Raw genomic sequence first — 17,530 nt, 5'->3', positions numbered from 1 at the left:
GCAGTAGAATCTTAAAATACCCTCACCTATGTCCACCGTTCTACTGATTGAAGATGAGGCCGCCCTGGGCATGATTGTGAAAGACAGCCTGGAAGTGCGCGGCTTCGCGGTGCAATACGCCGCCGACGGGGAGCAGGGCCTACGCCTGTTTCGGGCCGGCCCACCCGACATTGTGGTTGCCGATGTGATGATGCCCAAGCTCGATGGTTTTTCCCTGGCCGAGCAGATTCGGGCTGAAAATCAGACGGTGCCGATTCTGTTCCTGACGGCCCGCTCCCAGACGGCGGATGTGGTGCGGGGCTTTGAGCTGGGCGGCAACGACTACCTGAAAAAGCCCTTTAGCATGGATGAGCTCATTGTGCGCATCAACGCCCAGCTCAGCCGGCGCCCGGCCCCGGCTCCGCCCACCGCGGGGCCCCTACCCATCGGCCGCTACCACTTCGACTATCCCAAGCAGAAGCTCTACCTCGACGGGCAGGCCGCGGATTTGTCGAACCGCGAAGCCGAGCTGCTCAAGCGTCTCTACGACCAGCGCAACCAAGTGCTGGAGCGCGGCACCGTGCTGCGCGAGCTGTGGGGCGACGACAGTTTTTTCAACGGCCGCAGCCTCGACGTATTTATCACCCGGCTGCGGCGCTACGTGAAAGACGACCCCCAGGTCCAGATTCTCAACATCCGGGGTATTGGCTATAAGCTGATTGTTTGACCACTTGAAAACACCGGCGGAACCGATAAGCGGTATAACTTTCGCGGCAAGGCCAAGTACTAGCTCCTCTGGCCTAGTCCCCGCTTTTCCGCTTTTTCGACCCGCACCCGTGAAAACACCGCTATTCTTCATCCTGTCATCGGGGCTGCTGACGGGCACTCTGCTTGCCAGCTGCACCCGGCCGCCATCTGCCTCCAATTCCACCTCGGCGCCGGCCGCGGCCACCGCCCCACCGGCTTTCAGTGCCATTCAGGAGGCCGAACTGCGCAAAGACCTGTTCGAGCTGGCCAGCGACAGTCTGCGCGGCCGCCGGGCGGGCACTGCCGATGAGTTGCGGGCCGCCGTGTGGGTAGCCGAGCGGGCCCGGCAAATCGGCCTGGAACCCGCCGGCGACGACGGGACCTACTTTCAGTTTTACCCCCTGCGCCGCCTCACCGTAGCGGCCTCTACCAGCATCCGGATCAATGGTCGGGCCCTGGCTTTGTGGCAGGATGCCTGGGTAACGGCCCCTATCAAAGCCCAGTTGGATGCCCCGGTTACCTGGCTCAACTCCCTGGCGGACACCGCTCGGACGAACCTGCGGGGCAAGGTGGTCGCCATGAACCTGGTGGCTCCCCGCCCGTTGCCCGCCCCAAAGATGAGCTTGTGGGGCTTCCGCTACATCCTGGCTGCCTTGAATCAGCAAACCGCCGTGCTGCGCCGGCAGGGCGTGGCGGGCATGCTGCTTGTGGCCGACGATACGGCCGAGCCTCAGCTGGGCTTTGTGGGCCACCGCTACAAAGATGGAGTCTACCAGTTGCCCGCCATGGCTACGGCCCCGCCCACCGTGCCGGTACTGCTGCTGCGCCAGGCCGCTGGGGCCGCCCTACGCTCCGGCAACGCCCAGCTCAAGGCCGACCTGGCCGCCAATACCTTTATTTACCCGTCGGTCAACGTTATAGCCCGGGCGCCGGGTACTGATGCGCAGCTACGCCAGGAAAACGTGCTCTTCAGCGGCCACCACGACCACGACGGCGCCGGTGACCCCGTCGCCGGCGACTCTATCTGGAACGGGGCCGACGACAACGCCACGGTGAGCGTGGCCATGCTAGCCATTGGGCGGGCCTGGAAGCAGCGGCCCGGCCAACGCTCGGCGCTGTTTGTGTGGCACGGGGCCGAGGAGCGCGGCCTGCTGGGCTCCCGCTGGTACGCCGAACACCCCACCGTGGCCAAGTCGTCCATCGTGGCGGTGCTCAACGCCGACATGATTGGGCGCAACGCCCCCGACTCGGCCGCTTTGCTGGGCTCGACTGGTCCGCACCGCAACTCCACGGCTTTGGTGGATATGGCGCTGCAAGCCAACCGGCAGTTCACCAAGTTCACCATCGACACGTCCTGGGACGACCCCAAGCACCCGGAAGGGTGGTACTTCCGCAGTGACCATGTGCCCTACGTGCGGGCGGGCATCCCGGCCTTGTTCTTTACCACCCTGCTGCACCCTGATTACCACACGCCCAAGGACGAAGCCTCGCGCATCGATATCACCAAGCTGGCCCGCATGACGCGCTGGATGTATGCCACCGGCTGGGCCGTGTCTAACACCCCTCAGCGCGTAACCGTTGACCCCGGCGCCAGGCTGGAACGATAAGCACACGAGCCAAACTGATACGACACTAATAGGGCCAGCTGGAGTACTCCAGCTGGCCCTATTAGTGTCGTATGCATACTTGATACTAGGTATGTAGCCAACTCTATCCTGCAGTAGGCGCGACGGGCAACGGGCAGAACATAGTTGAATTTCCCTCAAACCACTGACCTACTGCGTGCAGTATTTCTAAACGGAATGGAGCTAACCAAAAAATAATGTGGAAAAGATGATCAGAGCAGACCATTTAATCATTGTTTTTTATCTGGGTGGGGGGTAGAAGAGAGAAGGTTGCTAGAAGAGGCGAGGACCGGGTTTGCGTGTGTTATAAGTGTATAAGCAGCTTGTGAGGCAAGTTGCAAAACCGTTTTTTCAAGCTGATTAGCGGGTTTTTATACTTGCATTTCCCAAACAACGTCTGAATATTTGACCTGCCGCAAACGTTTGTGGTGCTTGGTCTGCCGATTTTTTCCAGTGGCCGCTGCCTACGGGTGCAGCCTTGGTTAGAGTAGCTTACCCGCCATCAGATCTGCCTTTCCGCTCTGCCTTTTCAGGCTCCGAATACCCGCTCCGCTTTCTACCCTGTCTCATCCCACCTATTGCTGCCCGGGCAACCCCATGCCCTGGTCTCAATGCTGATTCCCCACCAATCCAGCTTAAGCAATATGAGAATACCTTTCTACGCACGTCGGGCGTTGCACAGCGCGTCCGCTTCCTGGAATGTCAGGGTAAGCCGGTTGCTGCTAGCCGCGCTTTGGGTCCTGTTTGCCCCCGCCACTGTTTGGGCTCAGTGCAACCAGCTCGTGTGGGCTGATGAGTTCAACACCCCCGGCGACTTGAGCAAGTGGCGCGTTTACGAAGGCGACGGCTGCGAAACGGGCTTATGCAACTTCGGAAACGCCGAGCTGCAAGTGTATCGCCCCGGCAATGCTACCGTGTCGGGTGGAAACTTGAATATCGTCACCCGCTACGAAAACTCGGTGCAGGGTGGGCGCACCTACAATTATACCTCTGCCAAGCTGTTTTCGAAAACCGCTGCGGGCGCCCTGCAAACCTTTCGCTTCGGCCGCATTGAGGCCAAAATGAAACTGCCTTCGGCCCAGGGCGTGTGGCCCGCTTTCTGGATGCTGGCCGACCCCGGCAACTGGCCCTTTACCGGGGAGATTGACATCATGGAGGCCAAGCATAAGAACCCCAAGTCGGTGGCGGGCACGATTCACTACGACGCGGGCGGCTGGCACTTCACGGGTCGCGAGTACAGCAGTACCCTCGACTTATCGGCTGATTTTCACGTGTATGCCATTGAGTGGGGCCCTAACCAGATTAAGTGGTCGGTAGACGGAAACGTGTACCATACGGCCTCGCCCGAAACCACGGTTGGCGGTTCCTGGCCCTTCAACGACGGCAACTTCTACCTGATGCTGAATTCGGCCGTAGGCGGCCCCGGCACGGGTTTCACCGGCTACCAGAACGCCACGCCCTCGGACTACCCCACCACTATGCAGGTCGACTACGTGCGGGTGTATACTGGCCCCTCGAACTACGCCGTGCTAGGTGACGGGCAAGTGTACCAGAACGAGCAGGGCAAAACCTACCGCCTCGATACCATCGCCGGCGCGACGTATAGCTGGACGGTACCCGGCGGCGCTACCATCACCAGCGGGCAGGGCACCAACTCGATTCAGGTGAACTGGGGCACTACCGGCGGCACTGTTGCGGCAACCGTGACGGTAAACGGCTGCCCCACTACTACCTATACTAAAGCCGTGACAGTGAGCACCCCGCTGCAGCTCGACCGGGTGTTTGAGGACTACGAAGCCAACCGCGCCCTGACCTACGGCACCATGACCGGCGTGCTGACCCAGGCCGTGGCTAACCCCGGCGCGGCAGCCCCGAATACCTCGGCTCGCGTGGGCAAATACGTACGCAACGCCGCCGAGCAGTACGACGTGCTGTATGTGCGGGGCCTGACCGTGAGCAATGCCTCCGACTTTGCCGCCGGCCGCCGCAAGGTCTACATGGACGTGTACTCGACGGCTCCTGTGGGCAGCAAAATCACCATGCAGTTTGAAAACAGCCGCACGGTATTGTCGACTAACTACCCCACGGGCCGGCAGAGCTCTTATTTTGCTACCACCAGCCGGCAGAACGCCTGGGAAACCCTGGAGTTTGATTTCGAGAAAGTTATCGACGCCGGTACCAGCGTGTATGACGTCGACAACGTCGTGTTCCTGTTTCAGCCGGGCGTCGCCTCGGGCTCTACCTTCTACCTCGACAACATCTTGGTAAAGAAGAAGCCCGACCAGCCCGTGGTAGCTACTGACATCCTGGAAAACTACGACGGCACCAGCCGCCTGACCTTCGATGCCACGCTCACCAACGGCACCTACACCCCGGCTTTGGCCAACCCCAGCGCCACGGCCCCAAATACTTCGGCCCGCGTAGCCCGCTACGTGCGCAACGCCGCCGAACAGTACGACGTGCTATTCTTTACGGCCGGCACGCCCGGCAGCGTGATTGAGGATGCCGGCCTGTTTAAGGACCAAACTAACCAGATTCTGGTGGACGTGTATAGCACGGCCCCGGTCGGTACGCCGGTGGTGCTGAACCTGCAGAACAAGGCCGCGGCGGCTAACTCGTACCCTGCCGGCCGCAACAGCAGCTACGAAGCGCGCACCACCAAGCAGAACGCCTGGGAAACCCTGGCTTTCTCCTACACCTCCTCGCCCGACGCGGGTACGGCCAATGTAAGCATCGACCAGCTGGCCTTCCTGTTTGCCAACAACTCCCTGACCGGGGGGACTTACTACCTCGACAACATCCGGGTGGCCAAGTACGCCGCCCCGCCGACCTACACGGCCGGCGCCATGTTCGAAGACTACGAGGCCACCCACAACCTGACCTTCCTCAACGCCGACGGCACCTACACGCCGACGGTGGCCAACCCAGCGGCGGTAGCACCCAACACCTCTGCCCGCGTGGGCCGCTACGCCCGCAATGCCACGGCTACCTACGACGTGCTGGCCTTCCGCACGGGGGCAATCAAAGACGGCGCCGCCTATAAGAAAGGCGACAAGGTGTTTGCCATTGACCTCTATACTACGGCCCCGGTCGGCACGGTCATTTCCTGCCAGCTGGAGAATGTGGCCCAGTCGAACACGGGTAACTACCCCACCGGCCGCCACAGCATCTACCAAGCTGCCGTGAAGCAAACCAACGCCTGGCACACGCTCACCTTCACCTTTGCCAGCGCCCCGGATGCCGGCACGCCCGATGTGGACGTTGATAAGCTGGTGTTTCTGTTTGCGCCCAACTCCACGACCAGCCATACCTACCACATCGACAACATCCGCAGCCTGGTAAAAACCGGCACCCCGCCGCCTACCAACGCCGCGCCTTCCGTCAGCCTGACTTCGCCCGCCGGCGGGGCCACATTTACGGCACCCGCTACAGTCACCCTCGCGGCCACTGCTGCCGATACCGACGGCACCGTGTCGAAAGTAGAGTTTTACAACGGCGCTACGCTGCTCGGTACCGATACCAGCAGCCCCTACAGCTACAGCTGGACGGGTGTAGCGGCGGGCACGTACTCTATCACCGCCAAGGCTACCGACAACGGCAACGCTGCTACAACATCGGCCGCGGTCAGCATTACGGTGAATGCCGCTGGCAACACGGCTCCGACGGTTAGCATCACGGCTCCCGCCAACGGGGCCACGTTCACGGCCCCGGCCAGCGTAACCATTACGGCCGATGCCGCCGATGCCAACGGCACGGTGAGCAAAGTGGAGTTCTTCCAGGGCGCTGCCAAGCTGGGCGAAGACCTGACCGCGCCCTACAGCTACAGCTGGACGGGCGTAGCCGCCGGCACCTACTCCCTGACGGCCAAGGCCACCGACAACGCCGGGGCCGTCACGACTTCGGCCGCCGTTAGCATTACCGTCAGCGGGGGGACCTCGACCGGTACCAACCTGGCGCTGAACAAGCCCACTACGACTTCCTCGACGGAAGCCCCCGAAATGGGCGGTGCCCTGGCCGTGGATGGCAACGCCACCACCCGCTGGGCCAGCGCCTTTGCTGACCCGCAGTGGATTTACGTGGACCTTGGGGCCCGCTACAACGTAAGCCGCGTCAAGCTCAGCTGGGAGGCTGCCTATGGCAAAGACTATTTGGTGCAGCTCTCGAATGACGCGGCTACCTGGACTACCATCAAAACCGTGGCCGGCAATACCACCCTCACCAACGACCACACCGCCCTGGCCGGCGCCGGCCGCTACGTGCGCATCTACGGCACGGCCCGCGGCACCACCTACGGCTACTCGCTCTACGAGCTGGAGGTGTACGGGACGCCCGCTACTACTGGCAGCACCGTCTGCGGCGGTACCGTGGCTAACGGCGACTACCGCTACGAGGTAAGCACCGCCAATGGCACGGTAAGCTGGAAGTTTGTGCCCCTGGCGCCTATTGCCGGCAGCACAATGGCCCTGCTTTATGTGAAAGTAGGCACGGGCGGCTACGCAGGCTACAATATGACGGCCTCGGGCTCCGACTTCGTTTTCTCCCAGCCCCAGGCTGCCGGCGCCGCGCTGTCGTTCTACTTCACCTACCGCGTGGGTACCACCATGGCCGAGCGTAATTCCAGCGCCACCCCGCATAGCTACACCGTAGGTACCACCTGCGCCGCGCCCCAGGCCGCGCTGGCCGCCGCTACGGCTCGGGGCAGCGTGGTAGGAGCTGCCTACCCCAACCCGGTAACCAGTGAGCTGACGGTAGAGCTGCGCGGCACCTCTGCTCACCTGCTCACCATCACCGACGTGCGTGGGGCCATTATCCGAACGGCCACGGCCGCGGCCGGCACTGCCACCACCAACCTGGACTTGACCACGCTGCCCCGCGGCATCTATCTGCTGACGGTACAAAGCGGCAGTGGGGTAGAGGTTCAGAAAATTATCAAGCACTAAGCCAATGCCCAGCCCCATGACAACCACTGCTGGCATTGCTTCACAATAATAAATGGGAGAGGTGAAGACCCTGGGTGGGACTTCACCGAAACGGGGCGGGATATTCCCGTCCCGTTTCTATTTCCGGCACTTGCCTATTAACTGATTACGTATGAAACACTCCGACTCTCAGCCGCCCTTCAAGCGGCGGTGGCGCAGCGGCTTGAGCCTGGCTTTGCTGATTGTATGTTTGTTGCCGCAGTTGAGCTTGGCCCAGCGCCTGAGCATGCTGCATGCCCAGGGCAGTAAGGTGGTAGATGCTAGCGGCAAGGAAGTCGTGCTGCGCGGCTTCAACGTGGGCGGCTGGCTGCTGCAGGAAAGCTACATTCTCAAAACCGACACGCTCGATTCCCAGGCCCGTATCCGCGGGGGGCTGCTGCGCACCATGTCCGACCAGGAACTGGAGGCCTTTTATGCCCAGTACCGGGCCAATTTCGTGACCAAGGCCGACATCGACTTCGTGGCGGCCCAGGGCTTCAACTGCGTGCGGCTGCCCTTTCACTACGACCTGTTTCTGACCCGGCAGCAACGGTTGGAGCGCAATAAAGTCAGCCGCAGCCCGCGCAACCCCCGCACGGTAGATGCCTACGTGCAGAGCCTGAGCCAGTGGTACGACCAGAACCAGCTCTTTACCGATACCCAGAATCTGGACGGTTTCCGTATCATCGACGAGGTGCTGAACTGGTGCGCGGCCAACAAGATGTACGTCATCCTGGATTTGCACGCCGCCCCCGGCGGCCAGGGCTACGACCGTAACATCAACGACAACTTCGTGCCCCTGGACCTGTGGAAGCGCAAGGACCGCCAGGGCCGCCTGATTTATCAGGACATCACGGTGCGCCTGTGGGAAAAGCTGTCGGCCCGCTACCGGCAAGACCCCCGCGTGGCCATGTACGACTTCATCAACGAGCCGCATAAAGTAAACCCGGAGAATGGCTTGTCGAACGACAATGCCGAAATCAACGGGCTTTACAGCCGCCTTATCAACGCTGTGCGCGGCCAGAACGACCAACACCTTGTGCTGCTGGAGGGCAATGGCTACGGCAACGAGTATACCAACCTGACTCCCGACAAGCTGCAGGTGCAAGACCGGCGCAACATCGTCTACAACGCCCACCGCTACTGGTGCCCCAACGACCCGAAAGCGGCGGACCCCAATCCCAACCAGATCAACCTGCTGGCCAACCTGGTGGCTTTCCGCGACAAGTGGCAGGTGCCGGTGTGGGTGGGCGAAACGGGGGAGAACTCCAACGAATGGTTTGCCGGGGCGGTGCAAGGACTTAATAGTCAAAATATTGGCTGGTGCCATTGGAATCTGAAACGGGTGGAAGGCGTCACCAGCCTGCTGCGGGTCCGCCGCTACGGTAGCATCCTGACGCCGGAAGGCCGTGCCGCCCTGCTGCGCAATGTCCAGTTCAAGGAGTGTCAGCCCAACCGCGACGTTATTGCCGCCCTGACCGGTCCGGCCACCGTCCGCACGCCTTTTGCCGCTCTCCGCATTCCGGGCACCATCCACGCCACCGACTACGACATGGGCCGCAACGGCATTGCCTACCACGATGCCTACGCCGAGCGAACTGACTACCGCAAAGAAGCACCCACCAACAACGGCAGCGTCTACCGCAACGACGGCATCGATATTCAGCCTATTGCCGATAAGCCATCCAATGGCTTTGCTATCAGTGACATGGCGTCTGGTGAATGGGTAAACTACACTGTGAATGTGACCAAGCCCGGAACCTACACCTTGCAGGCCCGGGTTAAAAACGACGCCAACACGCCCGCCAAACTCAGCGTCAAGCTCGACGACGTTGTGGTGGGTGCTCTAACCATTGACCAGACCACTTCCACCACGCCCTGGGTTACCATTGCGGTGCCCATTACTGCCTTGCCCGCCGGAAAGCACACCCTGCAGCTCTACGTGGAGCAGCCGGGTGCTAGCCTGAGCTGGCTACAATTCAACCCATCCACCACCCCGACGAATACGCAGGGTGGGCAATAAAGCCCACTAGCCCAGTCCGCCGCCACTTCCCAGTGGCCGCTGCATGCGAGTATCAGGCCGAAGGCTCCCGCCTCCGACGGCGTTACTGGTAGCCCTGCGTTCGTTTCCTTAAATTGGGAGCTACATGAGGCCCTCCATCTACCAATTCCCCCACCTCCAGGCTGCTGGCTTTCCAAGCTGGCATATATTAGGCTGCCTGAGCCTGCTCGTTCTTCTATTTGGTACGCCCAGCCGGGCGGCTTCCCGCGAAGATACCCTGCGCATAAGGTCAGGTATCAACGAATTATATATGGAACCGGCCCGGTACGGCGTGCTCGAAGACCCCACGGGTAAATTAACCCTGCAGGACGTGATGAGCCCCCGCTGGAGCAACCAGTTCCAGCCGGGCGACCTGACTTCGGGCGGCAAGCTAGCCGGCAATATTGAGAATACCGAATCGGCTTATTGGCTCAGAGTCAGCGTGCTGGCCGACAACTCCGACGAGCATCACTGGTATCTGGAGATGTTCGATTCGCACATCAACGACCTGACTTTTTACGGGGCCAACGCCGTTGGGCAGTACACCGGCGTGCGCACCGGTGCCGACTTGCCCTTCTCTACGCGGCCCTATGCGTACAAGAACTATCTGTTCAGCCTGCACCTGCGGCCCGGCCAAACCCAAACGTACTATCTGCGGCTGAAGTCGGATTCTAAAACCAGCTTTCTGGGCCGGCTACGCAACGAGGCGGTGCTGTCGTCGCACTTCCAGAGCGAGTACGGCATGTTGGGCGGCTTCTACGGCGTGCTGCTGATAATGGTGGTGTATAACTTGTTCATCTTCTTATTCATAGGTGAGCAGACCTACCTGCGGTACGTGGCCTATGTACTAAGTTGTAGCCTGCTTTTCCTTTCCGAAGATGGATTAGGGTTCCAGTACATCTGGCCCATGCTGCCTTGGCTGAACCGCATAGTGAATGCCGGTGCCCCCATTCTGCTCCTCCTTACCTTCGGCTACTACGCCCGTCACTTCCTCGATGCGCCCCAGCGGTTGCCTCGATTCGACCCCATACTGCGGCTCGTCGTGCTGTTTAGTGCTGGTCTGCTGCTGCTCGACACCATCTTTATTCAATCAGGTTTCAGCTTCTGGTTGTATCTGCTACCCTATGGCATGCTCTACTACGCCGCTATCGAGGTATATCGGCAGGGGTTCCGTCCCGCTCGTATCTTTCTATTGGCCCAGGCTGGCGTTGTAGTCAGCTTATTATTCTTGATTACCAGAAAGTTGGGGGTTGATTTCTTTAACAACGCCTTTACGGTATATAGCATGAATGTGGCCTTCGTGTTTGAAGTAGCCGTGCTATCCTACGCGCTGGGCGAGAAGATCAAAAGCATTAAGGATGCCACCATTCGGGCCCAGGAGAAGCTGGTAAAGCAGTTACATAAGAAGCACTTAGCCCAAGACCGGCTGGTTGAGCAGCTGCACCAGAATCAGGCGCTGAAAGACCAGCTCAACACGGAACTGGAAGAGCAGGTAGCCCGCCGGACGGAGGAACTGCGTCGGCAGAGCGAAACCATCGTGGCCCAGAACCGGGAGCTGCTGCAAGCCAATGGGCTACTGGCCTTGCAATCGGCCGCCATCGAAAAACTCAATGCTGATTTGCAGCGCGACTTGCAGGAAGCCCAGACGGCGCGGGTGTTATCGAAAGAGGTCGACTTTGGGGAGTTCAGTCAGATTTACCCGGATAAAGATGCTTGCCTGAGCTATTTAGCCGATTTGAAATGGGCCCATGGCTACCGCTGCCGCAAATGCGGCCACGAGAAGTATTGCGATGCCCGGGAGGCGCACGCCCGCCGTTGCACTAAGTGTCGCTATGTGGAATCGGCGACGGCTTACACAATGCTGCAGAAATGTAAGTTCTCTATCATCAAGGCGTTCTACGCTGTCTTCTTGATTTACACTCACAAGGGCAACTACTCTTCCCAGGAGCTGTCTCGGGTACTAGAGTTGCGGCAGGGCACTTGCTGGAGCTTTAGCCAGAAAGTGCTGGAGGCAATGCGGCGCCGGCGGCAAGCTCCTGATTACGATGAAAATGAAGGGTGGACCCATGTATTGCTCGACGCAACGACAACCGTCGAAGAGGAACACACTGTGGTTGAAACAGCACGCTCTTGAGTAGCTGCAAACGTTTGCAGCACAAATCTTTTCCGAAAGCAAAAATATTTTTTGAAAAGGGGGCCTTAGGGCCTCTTTTTTCATTGTTTTTTAGCCGTAAGTACAATTTGTCAACAAAACAGGGCTAGGCTTGTGTATAGCATGAATTGGAAGGTGTGATGTGTGTAGTAAGTGTATAATCACGATGTGAAGTAGGTGAGAAAACCTTGTTTTAAAGCTGTATAAGCGGTTTTTGCTATTGCATTTCCGGAACAAGGAAAGATATCTTTGGGTATTCCCCCCGCTGAAATGACAACTCCCCACCCTTTCCTAGAGGCTCCCACTGGGGCTACTGCGGAACCCTCTGTACTTCGTAACATCGTGGCCGCCCGCGCGGCGCGTACGCTTCTTCTTGGTGCTCTACTTTGCGCGTGGAGTAGCTGCCAGCGTGCTGCCGTAGCTACTACGGCTGCTCCCGCGGTATCAACTATTTCATCCTCGCCGACATCTGCGGCCAGCAGTGCCCTGCCCCCCGCTGTGGTGAGTGAGCGGGTAGCTGCGCTGCTGGCCCAGATGACACTCGAAGAGAAAATCGGGCAAATGACCCAGCTCGCCAATACGGTTATCAATCCGACCGGCGTGCAGCGCGACGTTGCCCTAGATTCGGCCAAGCTGGTGCCCCTGATTCGGGACTTCCACGTGGGCTCCTTTTTAAATGGAGAAGCCGTGCCCCCTACGCAGTGGGTGAAGTACTCGGCGGCCCTGCAGCGCATTGCCATGCGTGAATCACGTCTGCATATCCCCATCATTTATGGTATCGACCATATGCACGGGGCCAGCTACGTAGCCGGTACGGCCATCTTCCCGCACAATCTGAATCTTGGGGCCTCCTTCAACCCCGAGTTTGCCCGCCAAACGGCCCGGGCCACCGTGCTGGAGTCGGCCGACCTGGGCCACCACTGGGTGTTTGCGCCCGTGCTGGATCTGGGGGTGAATACCTATTGGCCCCGCGTATACGAAACCTATGGCGAGGACCCACTGGTAGCTTCCGTAATGGGGGCCGCTTTTGTGCGGGAGCTACAGGAAAACAAAGAAATAGCGCCCTACAAAGTAGCCGCTTGTGGCAAACACTTTCTGGGCTACTCCGACCCGCGTAACGGCTGGGACCGGACCAACGCCATGATTTCGGACCAGCGCCTGCAGGAGTTTTTCCGGCCCTCGTTTCAGGCCGCTATGGATGCGGGTCTGAAAACCATCATGATCAACTCGGGCCTGATTAACGGCGAACCGGTGCATTCGTCCAAGGCCATTCTAACTGACTTGCTGCGTCGACAGATGGGCTTCAAGGGGGTGGCCGTGACCGACTGGGAGGACATCATCCGGCTGGTGCGGGTTCAGAAGACGGCGGCCAATGAGAAGGAAGCTACCTATATGGCCATCGAGGCGGGGGTAGACATGGCCATGACGCCCTACACGACCAATTTCTGCCGCTATGTGAAAGAGCTGGTCCAGGAAGGCCGGCTCACCGAGGAGCGCATCAACCTGTCGGCCGGCCGTGTGCTGCAGCTGAAAGATGAACTAGGACTTTTTGAAAATCCCATGCCCCGCACCGACCGCCTCAACCGCATCGGTGACCCTGCCCTGAAGCTGCTCGCCCTTGATGCCGCCCGGGAGTCTGTCGTTCTGCTCAAGAATGAGCAAAACACGCTGCCCCTGGCGCCGGGCAAGGTGAAGCGCCTGTTGGTGGTGGGTCCCTCGGCCGATTCGCGGGCCAACCTGGCCGGCGGCTGGACCTTGGCCTGGCAGGGGCGCCCCGAGGCTGAGTATCCCAAAGACGTGTTGACTATTTATGCAGCCCTGAAAAAAGAGTATCCGGGAGCCCAGGTGCAATCGATTCCGTACCGTGATGCCGCCGGTAAACTAAGCTTAACCAGCATCAGTGCTGCTGCCCGTACTGCTGATGCTGTGGTACTAGCCATAGGTGAGCGTCCTTATACCGAGGGCTTGGGCAACACCAGCGACCTGACCCTACCCGACGATCAGCAGCAGCTGGTGCGCACTGTGCAGGCCACCGGCAAGCCCAACGTACTGGTAGTAGTAGGGGGGCGACCCAGCATTATCCGGAGCGTTGCCGAGAAGTCGTCGGCCATTATATGGGGCGGGCTGCCCGGCTTCGGGGGCGGGCAGGCTATTGCCGAAATTATCAGTGGCAAGGTGAACCCCAGCGCGAAGCTTTCCTTTACTTATCCGCAGTTTGCGGGGCATATCTCGCCTTACCACCACGATAACAACGAAAACTCTCTGGATCTGAGCGACTTCGGAGCCGGCTTCGAAAACCGTGGGCCCAAATTCAAGCCCGCCATGCTCACCGAATACGGGGAAGGGCTGAGCTACACATCCTTTAAGTACAGCAATCTGCAGCTCAGCGACTCCGTGCTCAGTGGTAATGGAAAAGTACGGGCCACGGTGCAGGTGACCAACACTGGCCGCCGGGCGGGTAAGGAAGCCGTATTGTGGTTCCTGACCGACGAAGTAGGCCGCATTACCCGGCCGGTGCGCCTGCTCAAGCACTTTGAAAAGCAGGAGTTCAAGCCCGGAGAAAGCCGCGAAATGGTCTTCGAAATCCAGCCGCTGCCCCACCTGTCTTACCCAAATGCCCAAGGCCAGCCCCAACTGGAGGATGGCTACTTCACCCTGCGTGTCGGTGACCAGACCAAACGCTTCCGCTACGCCGGCCCCGCCGCCACAACCCGCAGCACCGACGGGCAGAAAGGCTCCGGTTCGCAACCCTAGATTCTTCGGCCCCGGCCGGCGTGAGTCTGGCCCGGGTGCATTGTTTCATATTGCTCTCCACTTCCAATTCCTACCCTCATGAATTCAAATCATTACCCGCATTTTCTGCGGCGGGCTTTGTTGCTGGCAACGCTAGGCTTGCCGGCGCTGGCCGCGCCGGCGCTGGCTGGCTCTCCCGCCTTGCCCTTGCCCACCTCCGGCCGCCCGTCGTTAGCTGATATTCAGGTATCGGGCCGCGTGACGCAGAGCACCGGCGAGCCCCTGCCGGGCGTAACCGTACTCGTGAAAGGCACTACGCTGGGTACTTCCACCAACTCGGATGGTACCTTCGTGCTGACCGCGCCGGAGAACAGCACCCTAATCTTCAGCTACGTAGGCTACCTACGGCAGGAAGTAGTGGTCACTAGCAGCAACAGCAGCAGCCTGGCCGTAACGCTGAACGAAGACCTCAAGGCGCTGAGCGAAGTGGTAGTAGTGGGCTACGGTACGCAGGAGCGCGCGAGCGTAACGGGGGCTGTATCGTCGGTTTCGGCCCGCGAAATTGCTACCCAGCCCGTAGCCGATGCCACCCAAGCCCTGCAAGGCCGGGCTGCTGGGGTTACCGTAACTTCTAACGGGGGAGCCCCTGGTGGGGCTGCCGGTACGTCTATCCGCGTGCGGGGCATTACGTCGGCCGGCAACAACAACCCGCTCTATGTCGTCGACGGCTTTCCGCTGCCCGAGGGCGGCGAAAACCAGCTAAATGCTATTAGCCCCAACGATATTGAGACAATTGACATTCTGAAGGACGCGTCGGCCACGGCTATTTATGGGGTGCGGGCGGCCAACGGGGTAGTTATTATCACGACCAAACGGGGCAAGGCCGGCGTGTCGACCATCAACCTGGACGCGTACCGCGGTGTGCAACAGGTGTGGCGCAAGCTCGATCTGCTTTCGGCCAAGGAGTACGCCGTTATCAACAACGAAAACCGCATTGCTGGCGGGGAGCGTATCGTGGTGGACCGCCTGCGCAACCCTGATGCGCTGGGCGACGGCACCGATTGGCAGGACGAAGTGTTCCGCCGCGCCGCTATTCAGAACTACTCTTTGTCGGCTACGGGCGGCAGCGAGAAAGCGCGCTTCGCCGTGTCGGGTACCTACTTCCAACAGGATGGAACGGTTATCGGCTCGCAGTTCGAGCGGTTTACGCTGCGCGCCAATGGCGATTTGCAGGTAAACAAAATCCTGAAGCTGGGCAGTAACATCTCCCTGACCAACCTCAACGACCGGCAGATTCCTTCCGGTGGAGGCACCGAAGGCTCACGCAACGGTGAGTATGGCACGATTCAGCAAGCCATCCGAATTCCGTCCATCATTCCGGTGTACCGCCCCGATGGCTACTACTACGAGCCCCGCGGCTTGCAGGACAACTTCGTGGAGGAGAACCCGCTGGCCTCGGCTACTATTGCCAACCAGAAGTTTGTGCGCAACCGCGCCCTGACAACCTTCTTCGCGGAACTTGAGCCCCTGAAAGGTCTGCGCTTCCGCACCAACGTGGGCGCCGACCTGATTTTTGACAACTACAATGCCTTCCGCCCCGGGGTACCGGAGCTGATCGTCAACGGCGAAACCTTCTCCACGCGCTATTCCCAGGCCACGGCTGGGGCTTCGGCCACGTCGAACTACAACCGCAGCCTGCTGATTGAAAACACGCTGACCTACGACCACCTGTTTGCCAGCAAGCATCAGCTGACGGTACTGGTGGGGCAGTCGGGGCAGACCATCAACCGGCAGAATGTGGAAGCCTACCGCACGGGCTACCTGCGCAACGACCTGCAGGTAATCAACTCGGGCCCGGTAAACACGCAGCTGGCCAACGCTGGCACCCTGGAGCCCGAGCAGAAGCTGGCCAGCTACTTCGGCCGTCTGAACTACGAGTTTGCCGGCAAGTACCTGTTCCAGACCATTCTCCGCTACGACGGGGTGAGTAACTTCCAGCCCGGCGAGAAATTTGGCTTCTTCCCCGGCGTATCGGCCGGCTGGCGCATCTCGGAAGAGGAGTTCATGAAAGGCAACCGCGTCATCAGCAACCTGAAGCTGCGCGCTGGGTACGGCAAAGTAGGCAACCCCAACAACGCCGGCCGCTTTGCTTACCTGTTCTCGGTTAACTCCGGTATTCAGTACCCCTTCGGCCCCAACGGTACCATTCAGACTGGCGCGGCCCCAACCCGCCTGGCCAACTACGACCTGCGCTGGGAAACCAACAACCAGGCGAACATTGGCTTGGACTTCGGCTTCTTCGACAACCGCTTCGAGGCCACGATTGACCTCTACAACCGTAGCTCGCCCAACCTGATTGCCCCCGTACCGGTGTCGCTGGTATCGGGCACCTACGAGCCCGTAAACCGCAACGCGGCTTCGGCCTACAACCGCGGCATCGACTTTTCCTTCACCTCGCGCAACCTGCGGGGGACCGGTTCGGATCTGAACTGGACGACGACCCTCAACATCTCGGCCTACAAAACGGAGCTGGAGTCGCTGGGCGTCGGCAAGCCCTACGACGGTCTGAGCGTGCTCAGCGGCGTAATTGTACGCTACGACCAGGGCCAGGCGTTCGGCTCGTTCTACGGCCTGGTAGCCGATGGTCTGTTCCAAACCCAGGAAGAAGTGAAAAGCCACGCAGTGCAGTCGGCCGGCGACAACCCGGCTAAGAGCACGGCCCCCGGCGACATCCGCTTCAAGGACCTCAACAACGACGGTGTTATCAATGCTGATGACCGGACGTTCATCGGTAATCCGAACCCCGACTTCACCTACGGCCTGAACAATACGCTGACCTGGAAAGGCTTCGACCTGAACATGTTCCTGCAAGGCTCGCAAGGGAACGACATCTATAACCAAAACCGTTACATCCTGGAAAGCGCCCTGTATGGCAACAGCAACGGCAGCGCCCGGGTACTAGGCCGCTGGACCGGCCCCGGTACCAGCAACGACGTGCCCCGCGCCGTAGCAGGCGACCCCAACGGTAACCTGCGCGCCAGCAGCTACTACGTGGAAGACGGTTCTTACATGCGTATTAAAACCCTGACCCTGGGCTATACCCTGCCCGCCAGCCTGATGGGCCGCATTTCGGCCAAGCAGCTGCGCTTGTACGTGAGCGGCCAGAACCTGCTGACCCTGACCAAATACAGCGGCTTCGACCCCGAAGTTGGCTCCCGCGGGGTTGACCTGGGCGTGTATCCACAGTCGCGCGTGTTCCTGGCTGGCCTGAACATTGGCTTCTAACTCCCTCTAA

Annotated in this window: 7 protein-coding genes and 1 pseudogene; all 8 read left to right on the top strand. The window is 60.0% G+C overall.

The features are described from left to right. Window positions 1-28: 28 nt before the first annotated feature. The 8 genes and pseudogenes from E5K02_RS14905 (at window position 29) to E5K02_RS14875 (ending at window position 17,520) form a co-directional block, all read left to right on the top strand. Window positions 29-706 carry a response regulator transcription factor gene (locus tag E5K02_RS14905; protein WP_135395836.1) on the top strand — a complete coding sequence of 226 codons (678 nt, stop codon included), beginning with the start codon at window positions 29-31 and terminating at the stop codon, window positions 704-706. Window positions 707-815: 109 nt separating this feature from the next. Then, the gene (locus E5K02_RS14900; RefSeq protein ID WP_135395834.1) at window positions 816-2,333 is read left to right on the top strand and encodes a M28 family metallopeptidase; all 1,518 of its coding nucleotides are present in this window, start codon (window positions 816-818) and stop codon (window positions 2,331-2,333) included. A 629-nt stretch (window positions 2,334-2,962) separates the two neighbouring features. Then, window positions 2,963-6,649 (top strand): annotated as a pseudogene (locus E5K02_RS14895) (Ig-like domain-containing protein); the annotation flags it as partial. Between the two features lie 444 nt (window positions 6,650-7,093). Beyond that, the gene (locus E5K02_RS26255; protein ID WP_394346423.1) at window positions 7,094-7,291 is read left to right on the top strand and encodes a T9SS type A sorting domain-containing protein; all 198 of its coding nucleotides are present in this window, start codon (window positions 7,094-7,096) and stop codon (window positions 7,289-7,291) included. A gap of 151 nt (window positions 7,292-7,442) precedes the next feature. After that, a complete protein-coding gene (locus E5K02_RS14890) occupies window positions 7,443-9,332 on the top strand; it encodes a cellulase family glycosylhydrolase (protein WP_135395830.1) in 1,890 nt (629 codons plus the stop codon). 289 nt (window positions 9,333-9,621) lie between these two features. Beyond that, window positions 9,622-11,484, top strand: coding sequence for a 7TM diverse intracellular signaling domain-containing protein (locus E5K02_RS14885; RefSeq protein ID WP_167856415.1), 1,863 nt, complete (start codon window positions 9,622-9,624; stop codon window positions 11,482-11,484). Between the two features lie 288 nt (window positions 11,485-11,772). After that, the gene (locus tag E5K02_RS14880; protein WP_135395826.1) at window positions 11,773-14,256 is read left to right on the top strand and encodes a glycoside hydrolase family 3 N-terminal domain-containing protein; all 2,484 of its coding nucleotides are present in this window, start codon (window positions 11,773-11,775) and stop codon (window positions 14,254-14,256) included. A 78-nt stretch (window positions 14,257-14,334) separates the two neighbouring features. Next, window positions 14,335-17,520 carry a SusC/RagA family TonB-linked outer membrane protein gene (locus E5K02_RS14875; protein ID WP_135395824.1) on the top strand — a complete coding sequence of 1,062 codons (3,186 nt, stop codon included), beginning with the start codon at window positions 14,335-14,337 and terminating at the stop codon, window positions 17,518-17,520. Window positions 17,521-17,530: the final 10 nt, after the last annotated feature.

It is taken from the genome of Hymenobacter metallicola (assembly GCF_004745645.1).
GTDB classification, from domain to species: Bacteria; Bacteroidota; Bacteroidia; order Cytophagales; family Hymenobacteraceae; genus Hymenobacter; species Hymenobacter metallicola.
The sequence above is the reverse complement of the archived record's forward strand: the minus strand, read 5'-3'. Positions and strand labels throughout refer to the sequence as shown.